A 17,777-nucleotide genomic window follows, 5' to 3' on the forward strand; every position below is an offset into this window, starting at 1 on the left:
GCCGCTCTGTGCGCCTTCGCCCCTGCATATGCGCCCGTTGCTGCATGTGTGCCGGAATTTTCCGTACGTCGAGGAAGAACAGCGATGTCGACTCCTGTCGAAGCAATAGAACCAACATCAGTCACGGAACCGAACCGTGAGCCGCGTCGGCCGTGGACTTCGAGTGCGACCACTGTCGGACTGCCGGTGCTTTCCGTGATCGCATTCTTGGCCCTGTGGCAGGTCGCTGCCGCGAGCGGCACCTGGAGTGAGACCTTCGTGCCGTTCCCGAGCACGGTCTGGCATGCCTTCGTCAACACGATGACCACGCACGACGGAGTGCGCGGCTACCAGGGTTACCTGCTCTGGGAGCACCTCTACATGACGCTGCGACGGGTGCTGGTCGGTGTGATCATCGGCGTCGGATTGGGCGTGATCCTCGGTTTGGCCATGGGATCGGTGACATGGCTGCGGAGCCTGCTCGAACCGTGGTTGACGTTCCTGCGCGCACTGCCGCCCCTGGCGTATTTCTTCCTGCTGGTGATCTGGCTGGGAATCGACGAGGCGCCGAAGATTACATTGCTGGCGCTCGCTGCTCTTCCGCCGGCAGCGGTGGCCACCACAGCTGCTGTGGTCGCGGCGCCGGTCGGACTGGTCGAAGCGGCGAGGGCCCTGGGAGCCTCACGGGCGCAAGTGATCCGGGACGTCGTCGTCCCGTCGGCCTTACCGGAAACTTTCACGGGCATTCGGTTGTCGGTAGGTATGGCGTACTCGTCGGTGGTCGCGGCCGAACTGTTCAACGGCATCCCCGGAATCGGCGGAATGGTCAAGGATGCAAGCAATTACAACAACACACCGGTCGTGCTGGTGGGGATCTTTGCCATCGGATTCTCCGGCCTGATCATCGACGGACTGCTGCGGGCTGCAGAGCGCCGCGCCGTTCCCTGGAGGGGAAAAGTATGACTGACAATCAGAAACACGCCAGCAGCAATCTGAAGCGCAGCAGTAATTCGACGCCCAATGAAGGAAGGGCTGCCCGGACGGCGTTCACGGTGCTGATCGGCGTCCTTGCCCTTGTTCTCGGTGCGTGCTCGGTGGATCATTCGGGCCAGGATTCGTCCAAGGAAACAATCCGTATCGCTTACCAGTCGTTCCCGAGCGGCGACTTGATAGTCAAGAACAATCGCTGGCTCGAAGACGCACTGCCCGAGTACAACGTGAAGTGGACGAAGTTCGATTCGGGAGCCGACATCAACACCGCCTTCATCGCCGGTGAAATCGATTTCGGCGCAATCGGTTCGAGTCCGGTTGCTCGTGGCCTCTCGGCGCCGCTGAACATTCCGTATCAGGTCGCGTTTGTTCTGGACGTGGCCGGCGACAACGAAGCCCTGGTGGCGCGCAACGCAACCGGAATCAAGACCGTCGCAGATCTGCGCGGCAAGAAAGTGGCCACGGCATTCGCCTCGACCGCGCACTACAGTCTGCTGGCAGCGCTGAACCAGGCCGGACTCAGTGCCGACGACGTCCAATTGGTGGATCTCCAGCCGCAAGCATCCCTCGCAGCCTGGCAGCGCGGTGACATCGATGCCGTCTACACCTGGCTGCCCACGCTCGACGAACTCCGTAAGGACGGAACACAGTTGATCGCCAGCCGTGAGCTCGCGACAGCAGGAAAGCCGACACTCGATCTTGGTGTGGTGTCGACTGCGTTTGCCAAGGATCACCCCGAGATCGTCGACACCTGGCGCCAGGTTCAGGCCCGCGCGCTCACGACGATCGCCACTGATCCGAACGCGGCAGCGGAAGCTGTTGCCGCACAATTAGGCGCCTCGAAGGAAGACGCGGCAGCGCAGTTGAAACAGGGTGTGTTCCTCACTCCGGAGCAGATCTCCTCGCCGGAATGGTTGGGCACCGAGGGCGCTCCCGGGAATCTGGCAGTGAACCTGCAGAGTGCAGCGCAATTCCTGGCCGAGCAGAAGCAGATCGACAGTGTGCCTGACCTGACGGTCTTTCAGAGTGCTCTCTATGTGAAGGGGCTTCCCGATGTCCTTGACCAGTAGCGTGACCGCGCAGCAGGCCTCGGGTGGATTCGCCCCCGACCGCCCGGGCGCGATCCGAATCGACACCGTCTCACACAGGTACGGCCACGGTCGAGAGTCCGTCACGGCACTCGGGCCCGTATCGATCGACGTCACACCTGGTGAGTTTCTGGTTCTCGTCGGAGCGTCGGGTTGCGGCAAGAGCACATTGCTGCGGCTGATCGCGGGTTTCGAAAGTCCTTCCAGTGGAACGGTTCAGGTCTCCGGATCCGACCCGATTCCCGGGTCGAGTGCGGGAGTGGTGTTTCAGCAGCCACGGCTCTTTCCGTGGAAATCGGTGGGCGGCAACATCGATCTGGCACTCAAATACGCCGGCGTTGCGAAGAGCGAACGCGGGCAAAGGCGTGACGAGCTTCTCGACCGCGTCGGTCTGGTCGGCACTGCGGACCGGCGTATCTGGGAAATCTCCGGCGGGCAGCAGCAGCGGGTGGCAATTGCTCGTGCCTTGGCGGCCGAAACGTCGTTGCTCCTGTTGGACGAACCCTTTGCCGCGCTGGACGCCCTCACTCGCGAGCGTCTGCAGGAGGACCTGCGCAGTGTCAGTGCCGAATCGGGGCGAACAAGTGTCTTCGTCACTCACAGTGCCGACGAGGCGGCCTTTCTCGGCTCCCGCGTCGTAGTTCTGACAAGCCGACCGGGCAAGGTCGCGCTCGACCTGAAAATCGATCTGCCACGAACCGGCGTCGATCCCGACGATCTCCGAGGCTCACCCGAATACGCGGCATTCCGAGCCGAAGTCGGCCATGCGGTCAAGGTTGCAGCTGCAGCGTAGGTACCCTGCGCGTCGACTACCAGGTGGCCGCGTCGATAATAGGAAGGAGAACGTGCAGGACACGACGAACAAGGAGTGGTCATGGCAACTGAGGTGGAGTCCGGTGACCTCGTGCAGGCAGCCGGCCATGCGGGTCCGTGGACGGTGGTCGAAGTTCGCCAGGGGATGGCGCTGCTCGAACACAGTGACGGGCACAGGTTGTCGCGTCGAACGACGACGTTGACCGTCGTCCGCAAGGGCTCGGGCAAGAAGGCAACGGCCGTCGAAGACGGGAAGGACGAAAACGGATCGCCAACTCTGTTCGACTGAAACCGCAGCTCGACTGAAACCGCAGCTCGACTGATCTTCCGTCAGTTCGAGACGGCGTCAGCTGGAGAAAATGTCGTCTACGCGTTTGTCGAAGTATTCGGCGATTCGGAACGCCAGTGACAGACGCGGGTCGAAGTGTCCCTTCTCGATCGAGATGACGGTCTGGCGTGTGATGCCGAGCGCGTCGGCGCACGCTTGCTGTGACAGTCCGGCTGCCGTACGAAGTTCTTGAAGGTTGTTGCGCATCAGATCTTGTCAGATCTCGATTGTGGGGTGCGGTCCCTCGACACTGCCCAGTACCGGATTCCGAAGTCGGCCAGCCCGAGGGCTGTAAACATTACGAGCGGCAGTTCGGGAGCGCCGAAGACATTGTGCGCGATCAGCGCGATCCCCATGGCAGTGATCAAGTCGGTGAACGCGCCGAAGCCGGCCTTGCGACTCCATTCTGTTTCGACGGTGTCCTCGGGGTAGGCGGGGGCCTTGTCGTTCTCCGATGGAAAAAGGGCCCACGCCGACCCGATACAAGCCGGTGCCAGGACGATTGCGAAGACGATGAAGGCCAACGTCTTCCGATCATCGGCGGTCAATGCTGCAAAAAAGCTGAAGGCTAGCGTTGCTGCGACGCCGATACCGATGATCAGGCTCCACCGTGCCGTGGTGCTCATGAAGCCTCCCAGGTGTAAGAGTTCTTTGACATGCCTGAGCGTAGGTCTACGTGCGCTGGATGTCAAAGAACTCTTACATCGCGCTGAGGGTCAAGCGACCCCGAAAGGCGCTGCGTATGAAAACTTCCCCGTCTGATCGGGGCGGTGCGTGGTGAGGGTCCTGATCTGAAAGTGCTCGCCCCACTCGGCTTCCGGAGACTCGATCCCGGCGTCCGTGCTGGTGACGAACCCGAACTGCGGGTAGTACTCGGTGCTGCCCAGGAGGGCGAGCAGTGGCACGTCCAGAGCGTCGGACGCACCGATCACCGCGTGCATCAGCGCCGAACCGACGCCGCTGCGTTGGTTGTCCGGTGTGACTGCCAACGGGCCGAGGCCAACCGCCTCAACGGGACCGACCCATCCGCGTGTTCCGATTACGAAACCAACGATCTCATCACCGGCGACGGCGACAAGGGACAACTTCGGTAAGTAGTCGTTCGAGGCGAAGAGCTGACGTGTCAGTTCGATCTCGTAGGGAGACTCGCCGGGCGGCGCTTGGTCGGCAAACGCCGCCCCGAGCAGTGAATAGATTGCGTCACGGTCGGAAGAAGTTTCGCGGCGGATGTACATGGCCACGAAACTACCCGCTTCATCTCCGATCGTGCTCCTCGTTTTCGGCCTGACGTGCCACTCGCTTTTCGTAGTCCGCACGCCCGTTCGGATCTACCGATGTCAGCGCGCGGCGATCGTCGATCACCCGGCGTCCGATGTTTATCATCCATTCGGGTACTACAGCGTCGATGAGGTCCCAGCACGCAAGGTAACGCGGAACAGTAGTTTCGGCTCGCCGGTGCGCGACCGTGTCGACGACAGCTTTGGCCACGACCTCGGGTTCAACCGTCGGCATGCCCTTTCCGAGTGGCACACCGGAGGAGAGCCCGGTGCGCACCGCGCTGGGCAGGATGGCGCTGACGCTGACGCCGGAATCTGCGAATTCGACACGAGCAGAGGCGGAAAGGCCCACCGCACCGAACTTGCTTGCGTTGTACACGGCCATTCCTGGCACCGGTAGCTTGCCTGCCATGGATGCGATGTTGACGACGTGGCCGCGTCGCCGATCCACCATGCCGGGCAGCACGGTGCGCATCCCGTGAATCGGGCCCCAGACATTGACGTCGAGGGTTACTCGACTGGTGGCGTCGGACTCGTCGAGGAAGCTGCCGAGCGGCATCACGCCCGCATTGTTGACCAGAATGTCGATGTGACCGAATTCGCCGATCACTGTGGAGACGAACACATCCCAGGATTCGCGTGAGGTGACGTCCAGAGCGTGCCCGCGGGCCCGTGCGCCGATGGATGTGGCGGTGTCGACGGCCGTCTCCTCGTCGAGGTCGCCGACGCAGACGAGTGCGCCGCGAGCTGCGAACAACTCCGCTGTGGCCCGGCCGATTCCGCGGCCACCTCCGGAGATGACGACGACTGCTCCGTCGAGATCGATCGGCGGGTAGGTGGTGCCGAAAAGGCTCATGTGGTGTACTCCGGTTCGGGGGTGGTGGTGGGCTCAGCGGGGGTGTCGTCTGACGCAGGGTTGTCGGACAGCGTGTGGTTGTAGGCGTATGGATCGAAGGCCCGTAGCCGTCGACGCATGGCTCCTGACGACCACGGCCAGTTGAAGCTGTTGCGGCCGTTGACGTCGAAGAAATAGCTTTCGCAACCACCGGCGTTGTAGACCGTGGTACCCAATGCCTCCTGAACTTGAGAGTTGAAGGCCGCCTGTACTTCCGGGCGCACGTCGATGGTTTTCCAGCCGTGCCGACGAGCGTGGCCGATCGCCTGTGCCACATAGTTCAGTTGGGCTTCCAGAATCATGAAGGCCGACGTGTGTCCGGTGCCGAGGCTCGGGCCCAGCAGAATGAACGCGTTGGGGAATCCGCTGACGGCGGAACCGAAGTACGCCCGCGGGCTTCCCTGCCAATGATCGTCGAGTGATCGACCTTCTCCGTCGAATACCTTTGATGCAATGGGCATGTCGAGGATGTGGAAGCCCGTTCCGAAGATGATCGCGTCCACTTCCGATTCCACTCCGTCGGCTCCGATCACGGTGTTGCCGTGGATCTCTTCGACTGCGTTGGCATGGACGGTCACGTTGGGTCTGCCGAGGGCCGGGTAGTACGAGTTCGACATGAGTAGTCGCTTGCAACCGAGGGTGTAGTCGGGAGTCAGCGCCTTGCGTAGCTTCGGATCGCGCACCTGCAAGCGCAATTGGGCCGACCCGAGTTTCTGCACGATACGCAGGATCCACGGATTGCGGAACCCCAATCCAAGCGCTTCCATGATTCCGTATTCGATGCTGCGTAGAGCCTTGTGCGCTCCCGGTACGAATCGCATGACGGACCTTTCGATCCGCGGTACGTAGTGATCGGGTTTGGGAAGGACCCATTGAGCGGTGCGTTGGTAAAGGTGAAGGGCGGACACGTCGGAGACGATGCGCGGCACGAATTGGACTGCGGAAGCGCCGGTACCTACGACGGCGACGCGCTTTCCGGTCAAGTCGTAGTCGTGATTCCACTGCGAGGAATGAAACACCTCGCCCTCGAACGTTTCCAGCCCGGGGATCGCCGGCGTCAAGGGTTCGTTCCACGGGCCGGCGGCGGCTATCACGAAACGAGCAGTGAGTTCACCGCTGGAAGTTGTTATCTTCCAAAGTGATTGCGATGCGTCCCACTGTGCGGAGAGCATTTCGACCCCGAAGCGAACGTGCTTGTCGACCCCGTGGCGGACGGCCGTGTCCTCGATGTACTCGCGGATCTCCGGCTGCTCCGCGAACAGTCGGGTCCAATCCGGATTGGCGGCAAAGGAATACGAGTACAGGCCGGACGGAACGTCGCAGGCACAACCGGGATAGGTGTTGGCGCGCCAGGTGCCGCCGAGGGAGTCCGCTTTCTCGAGCAGGACAAAATTGTCGATCCCGAGGCGCTGCAGGTGAATTGCGGCACCGATCCCGGAGATCCCGCCACCGATGATCACGACCTCGAAGTGGTCAGTTCTGTTGTTCACTGAGTCTGCGCTTTCACTGGTGGGACGGGGTGGAGTGGAACGGGCGCGCATCGAGTTCGCGTTTCACGCTCGCACGTGTTGTACGTAGGGATGATTCGAAGGTGGCGAGCCGCCGTCGGCCGTCCATGAAGTTGGCGCCCATGACGGCGAGATCGTCGTCGGTGGCGTCTATGCGCAAGACCCTGGTTCCCGCAGCGCGCACCAGTTCGATTTCCCGGTCGAGGCCCTTGGACATGGAGTTCCGCAGGGCGCCGCGTTCGATACGGGCGGCGCCGCGCGCCGGCTTCAGTGTTCGAGATGCCATGGGCGCCAGTACAACCAGCTCGTCGAGTTCGAGGGGGAGCAGGAGGTCTACCGATGCCGTGGACGCCGCGCCGCCGTCGATGTACCTGACGCCGTCGATGGTGACAGGTGGGAACCAGCCGGGAATCGCCCAAGACGCTCGAAGCGCTTCACCGACTGTCGCTTTCGGAGCCCCCTGTGCCCCGAACGCGACCCGTCGCCCGGTTCTGTAGTCCATGGATACCATGTACGCGCACGGATGTGGGAGCCACGAATCGCCAGGGGCAAGAGATTCGGCGAGCGTGGTGAGCCAGGACGGGTCGCCGCCACCACGCGGTGCGATACCGCTCATCCGGCTCAGAACGGGAAGATCTCGACGTGTCACCAGTCGTGGATTGCCGATCCCCAAACTCGGAAGTGGCGGGATTCTTCCGGGCGCCGATGCTGTGTGGGCGAGGAGTTCGGGACGTGCGGCGGGCTCTCCGAGTTGCATGGCTACCAACTCGTCGACGCCGACTCCGCTGCCGAGCATTGTCACGAACTCGGCTCCGGCGGACGTGCCGATGATGGCGGTGGCTTCGCGGGGATCCCAGTCGAGGGCGTCCCGAACCGAGGCGAGGGCAGCAACGGTCCAGGCGAAGCCGAGGGTGCCGCCGCATCCGATTGCCAATCCCCGTCTAGGCGCGCTGTGTCGTCCGGACCCGGGCGCGGTGGTGCCGGTCACTTCTGAAGTCATATTTCGGAGACTATCAGTATCTGAATAACGTGGGTACCCCAAATTTGGGTTTCGGGAGTGCGCCTGCGGTGCGCTTCCGGTATTCGGCTACCGTTGGAATCTCGATACTCAGAACCGCGAGGAGGTTCCGATGGCGCGATTGACCAGGCAGGAAGCGCAGGCGATGACCCGCGAGACCTTGTTGGCGACGGCCGTCGAACATTTCCTCGATCGCGGGTACGCCGCCGCGTCGCTCGATCAGATCGCCGAGGATGCCGGTTATTCCAAAGGTGCGGTGTACTCGAACTTCAAGAACAAGGACGAGTTGTGCGCCGAGGTGCTCGACCGAATCAGGTTGACCAAGGTCGGCGAGATCACCTCACAGCTCGGAGCCAATTCGACGCTCGACGACGCGGTGGCCGAGTTCGCGCGATGGGCCGAGCGAACCATCGGGGACAAGAGATGGACGTTGCTCGAAGTCGAGTTCTCGGTGCGATCGCGGCACAGCGAAGAGATCCGCGAAAAGATCGCGACGGGTGCCGATCAGGTGCGCGGACTGATTGCCGGAGTGGTGCAACATCTTGCCGAGTCCAACGGCGTGACGCCGGCACTGGACCCGAACGCCGCGGCACTGCGCATACTCAGCGTCGGAATCGGTTTGGGGCTACAGCGTGCGATCAGCCCTGAGCTGCCGGTTGATCCGCTGGTGGATACGTTGCGGGAGATTTTGCTGGGTGGGTGAGTAGAACGCGGAGCATTCCGCCGATCTCGGCGACGGCGGTGCGCGAACCCACGCTCGGTCCCAGAACGTTGACGAAGCCGTGGATGAACCCGCGATAGCGTCGATCGGTCACGTGAACACCGTTGTCGCGCAATCGAGCTGCGTAGGCTTCGCCTTCGTCCCGAAGTGGATCGAATCCCGCCGTGATCACGATGGCCGGCGGCAGTCCGGCCGCGTCGGGGGCGCGTAGCGGCGACACCATCGGATCGAGTCGATCGGCATTGCTGCCGAGGAAGCTGGACTCGTAGAAGTTCATGTTGGCCTCGGTCAGGAAGAAACCTTCACCGAACGTCGTTCGCGAGGGGGCCTTCTCGTGAAAGTCGGTCGCGGGGTAGATCAACAGCTGCGCCGCCGGTGGGGTCTTGCCGTCGTCGCGGGCACGCAGCGCGACCGTTGCGGAAAGATGCCCGCCCGCGCTGTCGCCCCCGACAGCGATGCGCGTCGGGTCTGCGCAGAACTCGTCGGCGCGGTCGACGATATCGAGGTAGGCGGCGTAGGCATCGTGTACCGGTGTGGGGAAAGCGAATTCGGGTGAGAGCCGGTAGTCGACCGAGATGACCCGTGCGCCGGAGGTTTCGGCCAACAGGCGGCACGGGGCATCGTGGGATTCGATGCTGCCCTGTACCCACCCGCCGCCGTGGAAGTAGACGAGCAGAGCGCCGGTGTCGGCTGTCGGGACGTAGAGCCGGGCGCGAAGCGGGCCGTCGGCACCCGAAACGGAGATCTCCTCGGTGCGGACGGGCGTGGGCCTGCCGCCCATCATGATCGCGGTTCGGGTGAGATTGGCGCGAGCAGCGGCGAGTGACTGGGGATCGGTTGAATGCGGGGGGAGTGGCCGCGTCTTCGCGAGCGTGAGCAGAAGGTGCGCGTCGGCGTCGAGCGTGTTGCCCTCGATGACGACGGGTGGTCCGGTGATTCGACGTTTCACCGCGCTGGGCAGTGCGAATGCGGCTGCCACCAAGGATGCTTCGGCGCGATCTCGAATGCTGCGGCTGCTGGCCTGCTTCACGGATTCCGACACGTGGCGCAGACTACCAAGCATGACTACTGCGGCACTGTCGATCACGCAGATCGAGAACACACATCTGGTTCGGTGCGGTCACGCCAATTGGGTCCTGGTCGAAGAGGGGTCCGATCTGACCTTGATCGACGGCGGATATCCGGCCAACGGCACCGACGTCGAACGCTCGATCGAACAGATCGGTCACCAGCTCGGGGATGTTCGGGCAATTCTCGTCACTCACGCGCACATCGATCACATCGGTGGGATCGCGGACATCGTGACTCGGCTCGAGGTTCCGGTCCTGATGGATCCGTTGGAAGTGCCGCATGCGAAGAGGGAGTATCTGCAACAGTTGTCGCCGGCCGGAGTTCCGTTGCTGTTGTGGCGGCGAGGTGCTCCGAAATGGCTTCGCGACGTGATCGGAGTCGGCGCGTTGAAAGGTGCGGAACTGCCTCGGGCACAGTCCTTTGCGTCCGGTGGTGCGCTGGACGTTCCCGGTCGGATCGTACCGATTCCCACTCATGGGCATACCGACGGCCACAGCGCTTACCTTGTTCCCGACGCAGGAGTGATCGCGTCGGGTGACGCTCTGGTGACCGGACATGGGACGTCGACCGTCGCCGGACCACAATTTCTGGTGTGCCCCTTCAATCATGACCGTGAAGCGACGGACCAGGCGTTGGACAATATCGCCGCTGTACCTGCCGGCGTGCTGTTTCCCGGACACGGTCCGGTTTACGAGGGCAGCATGACTGCCGCGGTCGAACAGGCCCGAGCGGGCCGGACAAGGATGCGTCCATGACTACTGTCGAAACGGTCGACGAAGGTGCGGTGCACGGTTTCCTTCATCGACCTGCTTCTGTGTCCTTCGCGTCGCCCGTCGCCACGCTTGCACTGACTCACGGCGCGGGAAGTAACTGCGACACCGTGCTGTTGCGTGCTGTTGCCGACGGCTTTGCTGCGGCAGGAGCGCAAGTTCTGCGCTTCGATCTCGCGTTTCGGGTGCGTCGAGCTTCGGGGCCTCCGCATCCGTCGCGTGCTGCGGAGGATCGCGCGGGCATTGCCGAGGTGATTGCTGCTCTTCGCAAGGACTACTCGGTGCCCGGACCCGTTCTGCTCGGCGGACATTCGTACGGCGGTCGGCAGGCGTCGATGCTTGCGGCGGAGAACCCGGGACTTGTCGACGGCCTGGTCCTTCTCTCCTATCCACTGCATCCACCGAAGAAGCCCGAGAAGCTCAGAACCGAACACCTGCCCGAACTGAACACACCGACCGTTGTCGTCCACGGTTCGAAGGACGAGTTCGCGACAACGGAGGAGATGCGGGCAGCACTCGCCTTGATTCCCGCCGCGACGCGTCTGGTGGAGTTCGAAGGAGCTCGACACGACTTGTCCGTGGTCAAATTTCCGGTGGTGGAGGAGACAGTCGCGGCCGCATCGGCGGTGTTTGCGTTCTGAACGCCGAGCGGGCGGTTGCCCGTGTCGGTGGTTCCTGGTGAGATCGAACCATGAGTGCCCAGCCGTATCAGCCCAGTGCCCTGTCCGACGTCACGGTGAGCGTCGACGGTGACGACACAGTCGTCAGCTTTCCTCGGGTGCTGCCGTATTCCGTCGAGAAGGTGTGGGAGGCGATCACCGACCCGGAGATGTTGGCGGAATGGACGCCGTACACCGCCGATCGGAACCTGAGCCGTACCGGTGATGCGGTGATCACCATGCTCACCGAGGACGGCGCCCCCGAAATGTCGCTGCCGGTCACCGTTCACGTCGTGGAGACCACTCGGCGGCTCGAACACGAGTGGGGCCCGGACGAATTGGTGTGGGACCTGACCCCGATCGAAGGCGGCACCCGCGTCGTGCTGACGCAGAGGTCGCGCGCCGAGGGGATGGCGTCGGCGCTCGCTGCGGGGTGGCATCTGTGCTTCGACGTACTCGATGCCCTTCTGGCAGGCGAGCCCTTCGGACCGATTGTGGGTGAACGGGCGCGCGAGTACGGCTGGGACGCACTCAACTCCGGTTACGCGCGACAGTTGGGCATCGACGAATCTCAGGTCTGGTAGCTGCTCAGAGTTTGCGGCTGGCAGGCTTTCTGGTGGAGGCTCGCGCGATCAGTTCGACGGGAAGCTTCACGGATTCGACGCTCTTGCCGGAGATCAGTGCCAGTAGGTGCTCGAGCCCGGTCGCACCGATCTTTCGAGCGGGGGACCTGACCGTCGTCAGGGGCACCGGGAGTTGGGAGACAACCGGAATGTCGTTGTAGCCGACCAACGCAAGATCGTCGGGAATGCTCAACCCGAGATCACGGGCCACACCGAGTACGCCGATCGCGATGGTGTCGCTCACCGTGAAGACGGCGTCAGGGCGCGTGTTCCCACTGAGCAGTGTGGCAGCCGCATCGACACCCCCTTGAACTTCGAACTCGGAGGCCACTATTCGGTTCGGCGGCAGTTCCAGACCGGCTTCGGCCAGGGCATCGCGGAAACCCGCGACGCGTTCCCGCGACGTGCTGGCGTGATCCGGCCCCGCGATCACTCCGAGATCGCGATAGCCGCAGTCCAGTAGATGCTTCCCCGCGAGGTAGCCGCCGAGGCGGTCGTCGCCGCTGACAAAGGGAAGGCTTCGGTTGACGGATGACGTCGTCGAGTCGATGTGCCGGTTCAGCAGCAGGATCGGCAGTGAGCGCAGGGGGAGCGAGTCGACGAAATCGGTACCCGGCAGGTGGATGCTGCTCAGCATGAGACCGTCGACCTGTCGGCTCACCAGGAACTCGACCGCTTTGCGTTGCGCTTCCAGATCGTCGGGCGGGCTGGAGAGCAAGACGGAGTACCCGGCTGCGGTGGCGGCTTCCTCGATGCCTTGGAACATAGTGGCCACTACAACGTCTGTCAGTCTCGGCATCACGACGCCGATGGTGGTGGTCTTGCGGGTACGAAGGCTGGCCGCCCACAGGTTCGGTTGGTAACCGAGTTCCTCGGCAACCTGACGAACTCGGAGTGCGGAGTCGGACCAACCGTCGGCGGGCTCGGGCTGACGGAGGACCCGCGACGCCGTCGAGATGTGGACCCCGGCCTGGTCGGCGATTTCGCGCAGCGTCGGCGGACGGCCGTTGCTGCGGTTCGACGGATCGGGCGTCATCTGCGTCGTGGCTCCTGGTGTGCGTCGGTTCTGAGTTGGTTCGGTGTCGGTCGGCAGTTCGGGGATTGACGGGTGCGCAACCGGGCTCTACTCTAGGCGATGCAAACGATTGCGCAATCGTTCTCGCAAAGGATTGCGCCCGAGAACACTGGAGGCCCCGTGACCACTCCGCAGTCCCTGTCCGAGCTTTTTGCCATCGATACCCTGCTGGACGCCGAGGAGATCGCGATCCGCGACACGGTCCGCAAGATGGTCGACGATCGCATTCGCCCGCACGTAGGTGAATGGTTCGAAGCGGCAGCACTGCCGGCTCGTGAGCTGGCCAAGGATCTGGGCGCGCTCGGCGTACTGGGCATGCACCTCGAGGGCTACGGCTGTGCCGGGATGAGCGCCACGGCGTACGGGTTGGCCTGCCAGGAACTCGAAGCTGTCGATTCGGGCATTCGCAGCCTCGTCTCGGTCCAGGGCTCGCTCGCCATGTTCGCGATCCACCACAACGGAAGTGAAGAGCAGAAGGAAGAATGGCTCCCGCGAATGGCGGCGGGTGAAGCCATCGGCTGCTTCGGTCTCACGGAACCCGATTTCGGATCCAACCCCGGCGGTATGCGAACCAACGCCAAGCGCGACGGGGACGACTGGATCCTCAACGGCACCAAGATGTGGATCACCAACGGCTCCATCGCGGACGTCGCCGTGGTCTGGGCTCGAACCGACGACGGCGTGCGCGGATTTGTCGTTCCCACCGACACTCCGGGATTCTCCGCCCCCGAGATCAAGAACAAGATGTCGCTCCGGGCGTCGGTCACCTCGGAGCTGGTGCTCGAGGACGTGCGTCTGCCTGCCTCGGCGATGCTGCCCAAGGCTCGCGGACTGTCCGGCCCGCTCGGCTGCCTCAACGAGGCACGCTTCGGCATCATCTTCGGGGCAATGGGTGCAGCACGTGACTGCCTCGAGACTGCGATCTCATATGCACGTGATCGCAAGGTCTTCGACAAGTCGCTCGCCGCGTATCAGATCACCCAGGCCAAGATCGCCGACATGGCAGTCGAATTGGGCAAGGGGCAGTTGCTCGCCATCCACCTCGGGCGCCTCAAGGACGCCGGGACGGTTCGCCCCGAGCAGGTCAGCACCGGCAAGCTCAACAATGTCCGCGAGGCCATCAAGATCGCCCGTGAATGCCGAACCATTCTGGGCGCCAACGGCATCACGCTCGAGTACCCCGTGATCCGGCACGCCAACAACCTCGAATCCGTTCTCACCTACGAGGGCACCTCCGAGGTTCACCAACTCGTGATCGGCCGCGCTCTCACCGGTGAAGAAGCTTTCCGGTGACGGCAGACGCTGTCGGAGCGCTCGACGGGTTGGTGATCGCTGATTTCGGCCGCGTCCTCGCCGGTCCGTACGCCACGATGATTCTCGCCGACCTGGGTGCCGAGGTCGTCAAGATCGAGCGGCCGGGTGTCGGGGACGACACTCGCAGCTGGGGCCCACCGTGGGTGGGGGACGAGTCGAGCTACTTTCTGTCGGTGAACCGTAACAAGAAGTCGGTCACTCTGGACCTGCGCGAGCGCGAGGATCTGGAGAGTGCACGCGAGCTGGTTCGCAATGCGGACGTCGTGGTGCAGAACTTCCTGCCGGGAACGATGGACCGTCTGGGGCTGGGCTACGACGCTGTCCGAGAAATGAATCCGCGTGCGGTCTACTGCTCGATCAGCGGCTTCGGTGGCAACAACTCTCTGCCGGGATACGACCTGTTGATTCAGGCGGTCGGCGGATTGATGAGTATCACCGGACCCGATCCCAAGACTCCCACCAAGGTCGGTGTCGCGGTGGTCGACGTCATCACCGGCCTGCATGCCAGCGTGGGAATCCTTGCAGCGCTGCGCCATCGCGATCGCACAGGCGAAGGGCAGCACGTCGAGGTCAATCTGTTGTCCTCGTTGCTGTCCGCACTGGCCAACCAGTCGTCCGGCTACGTGGCCGCGGGCGTGGTGCCGCAGGCAATGGGCAACCGGCATCCGAGCATCGCACCATACGAGGTATTCGACACCGCGGACCGTCCGCTGGTCCTCGCGGTCGGCAATGATCGGCAATTCAGTTCGTTGACAGAGGTTCTCGGAGTTTCCGAACTTGCCGCTGATGCGCGTTTCGCGTCCAACAGCGACAGGGTTGCGCATCGAGAAGAACTGTTCGACGCCGTCACTGCTGCATTGGCCAAGGGCTCTGCGGACTCGTGGTTCGAGGCACTGACCGAGCGAGGTGTTCCGTGTGGGCCTCTCAACGACATCGCCGACGCGATAGCGCTGGCGGAACGGCTGAATCTCGATCCGGTGGTGTCCATCGACGACCCGCGTCGCGATGCACCGACTCGGCAGGTAGCCAATCCGATTCGGATGAGCGGCACGCCGGCAACCTATCGGTCGGCCCCGCCGCGGTTGGGGGAGGACAGCGTTCCCACTCCGTCCGGAGTCAGTTGACCCAAGCGAATCGGCCACCGGAATACCGGTGGCCGATCTGCGTGTGTGGCCGACTCAGCTGACCTTCAAGACCAGCTTTCCGGTGTTCGCTCCGGCGAAGAGAAGATTGAGGCTGTCGCCGAACGCGTCGATACCGCCGTCGACGACGTGCTCGCGAGCAGTCAATTCGCCACTCTTGATCCACTTTCCGATCTGCTCTTGTGCTTCTGCGTAGCGATCGAGGTAGTCGAAGACCACGAAGCCGGCCATCGTGGCGCGGTTGACGAGAAGTGACAGGTAGTGAGCAGGGCCTGGCTGAGGTTCGGTGGCGTTGTAGCCCGCGATGGCGCCGCAGATGACCACCCGAGCTCCGAGGCGCAGACGGGAGAGAGCGGCGTCGAGAATTTCTCCGCCGACGTTGTCGAAGTACACGTCGATACCGTCGGGAGCGTTGGACTTGAGCGCCTTGTATACGGATTCGTTCTTGTAGTCGATGGCGACATCGAAGCCGAGGTCCTCGGTGAGCCACGCGCACTTCTCCGGACCGCCGGCGATGCCGATGACCTTGCATCCGTGAAGCTTTGCGATCTGGCCGACCAGACTGCCGACCGCACCCGCGGCACCGGACACGACGACGGTGTCACCGTCTTTCAGCTTTCCGACGTCGAGTAATCCGAAATACGCAGTGACGCCGGGGAAACCGAGAGCGCCGAGCCAGGTCGGTAGGGGAGCGATCGATTCGTCGACCCGAGTGACGTCTGTACCGTCGGAAACGCCGTACTCGGAAGCGCCGAAGGATCCGGCCACGATGTCCCCGACCTGGTAATCGGGGTGCTGTGATTCGGTGATGCGTCCGACGCCGTGGGCGCGCATGACGGAACCGAGCTTGACCGGCGGAACGTACGACTTGACGTCGTTGAGCCAACCGCGCATCGCGGGGTCGAGGGAGAGGTATTCGACCTTGACGACAAACTCGCCCGGTCCGGCGGACGGGATCTCGGCATCGACGTATTCCCAGGTGGAAGCGTCGGGAAGTCCTGTCGGGCGGGCGGCGAGGCGTACTTGGCGGTTGGTCATCTCTCCCCTTCGGCGAAACGAATTGAACTTGAGGCCGGATTCAATATAGGTGATGGATCACGAACTGGGAAGAGTTGGATGAACCGATTGACGACTATGTATGTTCGATCGATGAGCAATGTGGTCGAAGACGCGCCTGGTTGGTTCACTCGGGCGTTGGCAGCGCCGGTCGAGACGGGGTCGGTGGAGGTCGAGGGTGCCTCGGTGCACTTTCGGGCTTGGGGGCCGGCGGGGCCGGGAATCGTGCTGATTCACGGCGGCGCAGCCCACAGTCGCTGGTGGGATCACATTGCGCCGCAGTTCGCCGAGGGGCGCCGCGTCGTCGCTCTCGACTTGACGGGCCACGGCGACAGTGACACTCGCGACGCCTACGCGATGTCCCAGTGGGCTCGCGAGGTGCTGGCGGCGGCCGAGGCCGGGGGAATCGACGGCAAGCCGATTCTGGTGGGGCACAGTATGGGTGGGATTGTTTCTTTCGTGGCCTCGCATCTGCATGGCGAACTGTTGGACGGGGTTGTCATCATCGATTCTCCGCTCAAGGCGCGTACGCCCGAAGAGGAGGCGGCTCGACGCCAGAATGCGTTCGGCCCCAAGAAGGTTTATCCCACCAGGGAAGACGCGATGGGCCGTTTCCGCTTCGTTCCGCCGCAGGATTCGGGTCTGCCTGCGGTGCGTGACCATGTGGCGGCCACGTCGATGGAGGAAGTCGAGGGCGGTTGGTCGTGGAAGTTCGATCCGAATTTCTTTCTCCGAGTAGGCGCCGAAGATGTCCTCGACAGCGAACCACGTTGCCGCGTAGCCTATTTCCGAGCCGAGAACGGCATCGTGTCCGATCGACTCATGGAGCACATGCGCGGATTGTTCGGAACGGAGGCCATCGTGGCGGAGATTCCCGAAGCCGGACATCACGTCATGATCGATCAGCCGTTGCAACTCGTGACCGGGGTGCGAACTGTGTTGAGTGCGTGGTCCGTCGCAAGTCAAGTGCCGGTAGATCAAGCGGCAGGTAACGTCGAGGGAAGGGTAGAAGCATGAGCACGGAATTGACGCTCGAACCGAAAGTCGAAGCTGCACTGAAGTTGTGGCACACCATGATCGAAACCGGCGATCTGTCGGCGCTACCGACGATCGTCGCGCCCGACGCGCAGTTCCGATCGCCCACGGGATTCAAGCCGTACCAGTCCGCGGATGCCGTTGTGCTCATTCTCAATACGGTGATCCAGGTGTTCGAGAACTTCGAGTACCACCGTCAGTTCGCCGGAGCCAACGGTCGACAGGTCGTGCTCGAATTCAGTGCGAACATCGGCGACAAGAGTCTCAAGGGAATCGACATGGTCGAATTCGACGAGGACGGCAAGATCGTCGATTTCGAGGTCATGGTGCGTCCGGCCAGCGGGCTCGCGGCTTTGGCTGCCGAAATGGGTAAGAGGCTCGGGCAGACGCTACCGACCTACAAAGCCTGAACTGA

Annotated in this window: 21 protein-coding genes; 12 read left to right on the forward strand and 9 right to left on the reverse strand. The window is 63.0% G+C overall.

From position 1 onward, the window contains the following. Window positions 1-84 precede the first annotated feature (84 nt). The 4 genes from ASU23_RS08720 to ASU23_RS08735 all read left to right on the forward strand — a co-directional run bounded on the left by ASU23_RS08720 (window position 85) and on the right by ASU23_RS08735 (window position 3,159). Window positions 85-942: an ABC transporter permease gene (locus ASU23_RS08720; protein ID WP_003939782.1), complete on the forward strand. Its 858-nt coding sequence runs from the start codon at window positions 85-87 to the stop codon at window positions 940-942. Next, complete coding sequence (locus tag ASU23_RS08725; RefSeq protein ID WP_054187717.1) at window positions 939-2,039, forward strand: aliphatic sulfonate ABC transporter substrate-binding protein; 1,101 nt, start codon at window positions 939-941, stop codon at window positions 2,037-2,039. The genes ASU23_RS08720 and ASU23_RS08725 overlap by 4 nt, the downstream gene beginning before the upstream one ends. Continuing rightward, a complete protein-coding gene (locus ASU23_RS08730; protein WP_007733784.1) occupies window positions 2,023-2,850 on the forward strand; it encodes an ABC transporter ATP-binding protein in 828 nt (275 codons plus the stop codon). The genes ASU23_RS08725 and ASU23_RS08730 overlap by 17 nt, the downstream gene beginning before the upstream one ends. 81 nt (window positions 2,851-2,931) lie before the next feature. Next, entirely contained in the window at window positions 2,932-3,159 is a 228-nt protein-coding gene (locus tag ASU23_RS08735) for a hypothetical protein (RefSeq protein ID WP_030535223.1), read from the forward strand. Between the two features lie 57 nt (window positions 3,160-3,216). Here ASU23_RS08735 and ASU23_RS08740 read toward each other — a convergent pair whose 3' ends face one another. From ASU23_RS08740 to ASU23_RS08765, 6 genes are all read right to left on the reverse strand, one after another. Continuing rightward, window positions 3,217-3,405: a helix-turn-helix transcriptional regulator gene (locus tag ASU23_RS08740; RefSeq protein WP_003940277.1), complete on the reverse strand. Its 189-nt coding sequence runs from the start codon at window positions 3,403-3,405 to the stop codon at window positions 3,217-3,219. Beyond that, a complete protein-coding gene (locus ASU23_RS08745; RefSeq protein ID WP_058037736.1) occupies window positions 3,405-3,824 on the reverse strand; it encodes a hypothetical protein in 420 nt (139 codons plus the stop codon). Before ASU23_RS08745 ends, ASU23_RS08740 begins: the two co-directional genes overlap by 1 nt. Window positions 3,825-3,914: 90 nt before the next feature. After that, window positions 3,915-4,433: a GNAT family N-acetyltransferase gene (locus ASU23_RS08750; RefSeq protein WP_003940356.1), complete on the reverse strand. Its 519-nt coding sequence runs from the start codon at window positions 4,431-4,433 to the stop codon at window positions 3,915-3,917. 19 nt (window positions 4,434-4,452) lie between these two features. Beyond that, complete coding sequence (locus tag ASU23_RS08755) at window positions 4,453-5,331, reverse strand: SDR family oxidoreductase (RefSeq protein ID WP_054781092.1); 879 nt, start codon at window positions 5,329-5,331, stop codon at window positions 4,453-4,455. Beyond that, window positions 5,328-6,860 carry an NAD(P)/FAD-dependent oxidoreductase gene (locus ASU23_RS08760; protein WP_054187715.1) on the reverse strand — a complete coding sequence of 511 codons (1,533 nt, stop codon included), beginning with the start codon at window positions 6,858-6,860 and terminating at the stop codon, window positions 5,328-5,330. Before ASU23_RS08760 ends, ASU23_RS08755 begins: the two co-directional genes overlap by 4 nt. Window positions 6,861-6,873: 13 nt before the next feature. Next, window positions 6,874-7,878, reverse strand: coding sequence for a patatin-like phospholipase family protein (locus ASU23_RS08765; protein WP_042451435.1), 1,005 nt, complete (start codon window positions 7,876-7,878; stop codon window positions 6,874-6,876). Window positions 7,879-8,008: 130 nt separating this feature from the next. On the opposite strand from ASU23_RS08765, the gene ASU23_RS08770 reads away from it, so the two are divergent. Continuing rightward, entirely contained in the window at window positions 8,009-8,599 is a 591-nt protein-coding gene (locus ASU23_RS08770) for a TetR/AcrR family transcriptional regulator (RefSeq protein WP_054781091.1), read from the forward strand. Here ASU23_RS08770 and ASU23_RS08775 read toward each other — a convergent pair. Further along, a complete protein-coding gene (locus tag ASU23_RS08775; protein WP_253741258.1) occupies window positions 8,535-9,659 on the reverse strand; it encodes an alpha/beta hydrolase in 1,125 nt (374 codons plus the stop codon). The two genes, ASU23_RS08770 and ASU23_RS08775, sit on opposite strands and share 65 nt — an antisense overlap. 19 nt (window positions 9,660-9,678) lie before the next feature. Here ASU23_RS08775 and ASU23_RS08780 point away from each other — a divergent pair, with 19 nt between their 5' ends. From ASU23_RS08780 to ASU23_RS08790, 3 genes are read left to right on the forward strand one after another with little or no spacing between them, the layout of a single operon-like run. Continuing rightward, the gene (locus ASU23_RS08780) at window positions 9,679-10,443 is read left to right on the forward strand and encodes an MBL fold metallo-hydrolase (protein ID WP_030535228.1); all 765 of its coding nucleotides are present in this window, start codon (window positions 9,679-9,681) and stop codon (window positions 10,441-10,443) included. Beyond that, a complete protein-coding gene (locus tag ASU23_RS08785) occupies window positions 10,440-11,099 on the forward strand; it encodes an alpha/beta fold hydrolase (RefSeq protein WP_058037738.1) in 660 nt (219 codons plus the stop codon). Before ASU23_RS08780 ends, ASU23_RS08785 begins: the two co-directional genes overlap by 4 nt. A 50-nt stretch (window positions 11,100-11,149) precedes the next feature. Beyond that, complete coding sequence (locus ASU23_RS08790; protein WP_058037739.1) at window positions 11,150-11,701, forward strand: SRPBCC family protein; 552 nt, start codon at window positions 11,150-11,152, stop codon at window positions 11,699-11,701. A 4-nt stretch (window positions 11,702-11,705) separates the two neighbouring features. On the opposite strand, the gene ASU23_RS08795 is transcribed toward ASU23_RS08790, so the two are convergent. Next, a complete protein-coding gene (locus ASU23_RS08795) occupies window positions 11,706-12,776 on the reverse strand; it encodes a LacI family DNA-binding transcriptional regulator (protein WP_058037740.1) in 1,071 nt (356 codons plus the stop codon). Window positions 12,777-12,935: 159 nt separating this feature from the next. On the opposite strand from ASU23_RS08795, the gene ASU23_RS08800 reads away from it, so the two are divergent. Both ASU23_RS08800 and ASU23_RS08805 read left to right on the forward strand, forming a co-directional pair. Further along, window positions 12,936-14,108, forward strand: a complete 1,173-nt coding sequence (locus ASU23_RS08800; protein ID WP_058037898.1) for an acyl-CoA dehydrogenase family protein — start codon at window positions 12,936-12,938, stop codon at window positions 14,106-14,108. Continuing rightward, the gene (locus tag ASU23_RS08805; RefSeq protein WP_003939934.1) at window positions 14,105-15,253 is read left to right on the forward strand and encodes a CaiB/BaiF CoA-transferase family protein; all 1,149 of its coding nucleotides are present in this window, start codon (window positions 14,105-14,107) and stop codon (window positions 15,251-15,253) included. Before ASU23_RS08800 ends, ASU23_RS08805 begins: the two co-directional genes overlap by 4 nt. Window positions 15,254-15,307: 54 nt before the next feature. Here the strand turns inward: ASU23_RS08805 and ASU23_RS08810 are convergent, their stop codons facing one another. After that, window positions 15,308-16,309, reverse strand: a complete 1,002-nt coding sequence (locus ASU23_RS08810; protein WP_003939765.1) for an NADP-dependent oxidoreductase — start codon at window positions 16,307-16,309, stop codon at window positions 15,308-15,310. A 111-nt stretch (window positions 16,310-16,420) separates the two neighbouring features. On the opposite strand from ASU23_RS08810, the gene ASU23_RS08815 reads away from it, so the two are divergent. Together ASU23_RS08815 and ASU23_RS08820 are read left to right on the forward strand one after the other, a co-directional pair. Then, on the forward strand, window positions 16,421-17,344 hold the full coding sequence (locus tag ASU23_RS08815) for an alpha/beta fold hydrolase (RefSeq protein ID WP_058037741.1): 924 nt from the start codon (window positions 16,421-16,423) through the stop codon (window positions 17,342-17,344). Further along, a complete protein-coding gene (locus ASU23_RS08820; protein WP_003940510.1) occupies window positions 17,341-17,772 on the forward strand; it encodes a nuclear transport factor 2 family protein in 432 nt (143 codons plus the stop codon). The genes ASU23_RS08815 and ASU23_RS08820 overlap by 4 nt, the downstream gene beginning before the upstream one ends. Window positions 17,773-17,777 lie beyond the last annotated feature (5 nt).

It is taken from the genome of Rhodococcus sp. KB6 (assembly GCF_001445685.1).
In the GTDB taxonomy this organism is placed as follows: domain Bacteria; phylum Actinomycetota; class Actinomycetes; order Mycobacteriales; family Mycobacteriaceae; genus Rhodococcus_F; species Rhodococcus_F qingshengii.